We start from the raw sequence: 1,180 nt of genomic DNA, 5'->3' as shown, positions 1-1,180 counted from the left end.
GTCTTGAGCTTTTGACAATCATATGAACATGATGGGTCGGCGGGGAAATTTGGAGGGAATTATGGGCATTATCAGCTGGATCATTCTCGGCATCGTCGCCGGCTTCATCGGCAGCAAGATCGTCAACAAGACCGGCCAGGGCATGATCATGGATATCGTGCTCGGCATCGTCGGCGCCATTGTCGGCGGCGTCATCTTCAGCGCCTTCGGCGCCTCGGGCGTCACCGGCCTCAATATCTGGAGCCTGATCGTTGCCGTCATCGGCTCGGTCGTCGTGCTTTGGGCCTATCACCAGATTTCCGGCAAGCGCACGCTGTAAGGAACCAATGCGCGGCAGCCGAAGGACTGCCGCCGATGGACTTTCAAGGGCCGGCCGCGCGGAGCGCGCCGTGGCCGGCTGGTTTGCTTTGGATCGTCGGGGCGGGGCAGTTCGGCAATGGCTGTGCAGATCGAAGGGCTTGCCGTTACCTATTATCCAATCCCGAAAAGCGGCACCAGCAGCGTCAAATACGCGCTCATGGCGCTCGGCGATAAACACGCCGCGCTTGCCGCGGATCCCGACAATGAGGTCCACAGCCACCTGGCGACAAGCTGGGTCGACCCTTTCGCGCCGGTCTATGATGGGATGGGTGGCAAGTTCACCGTCGTCCGCGATCCGCTTGAGCGGCTTTTATCCGCCTATTCCAGCAGGATACTGGACACCAACGTCCTGACCCGACCCTCGGCGAAGGCCGAAATGCTCGCGAGCTTCGGGCTGCCGCTCGATCCGGATCCCGATACTTTTATCCTGAATGTCGAGAAATACAGCGCATGCTCATGGGAGATCCGGTTCCACGTCGCCTCGCCGCGCCATTTCGTCGGCTCCAGCCTGTTCCTGTTCGAGCATGTCTTCAGGTTCGAGGAGATGGACAAGGTCGCGGCTTTCCTGTCCTCCGTCAGCGGCAAGACAGTCGGCATGCCGCGCTTGCAGGCGAGCCGACAAAAGGTCAGCCCGTCGGATCTGTCACCGGCCGCTCTGTCGAAAGCCATGCGCTTCTGCCGCTATGACTATGGCTTTCTGGTCGATTATTACGATCCAGCGCGATGGGGCGGCATCCCTGATGGCGACCCCGCCGAAACCTCGACGCTGCATGTCAACGGCGATCCCACGGCGCTGCGCGACGGCCGCCTCGTCTATCCG

At 61.0% G+C, this 1,180-nt stretch carries 2 protein-coding genes; both read left to right on the top strand.

Annotated features, from left to right (window positions below):
* Positions 1-61 precede the first annotated feature (61 nt).
* Complete coding sequence (locus tag EOD07_RS35130; RefSeq protein WP_027170387.1) at positions 62-319, top strand: GlsB/YeaQ/YmgE family stress response membrane protein; 258 nt, start codon at positions 62-64, stop codon at positions 317-319.
* Between the two features lie 117 nt (positions 320-436).
* Positions 437-1,180 (top strand): sulfotransferase family 2 domain-containing protein (locus EOD07_RS35125; protein ID WP_164772878.1); only part of this gene is annotated, 744 nt, incomplete at its 3' end.

It is taken from the genome of Mesorhizobium sp. M2C.T.Ca.TU.002.02.1.1 (genome assembly GCF_003997225.1).
Note: the sequence above shows the minus strand (reverse complement) of the source record. Positions and strands in the feature narration are given on the sequence as shown.

Bases quoted from the DNA above. Each gene is read 5' to 3' on its own strand.
- EOD07_RS35130 (WP_027170387.1), top strand. From the start codon at position 62: ATGGGCATTATCAGCTGGATCATTCTCGGCATCGTCGCCGGCTTCATC.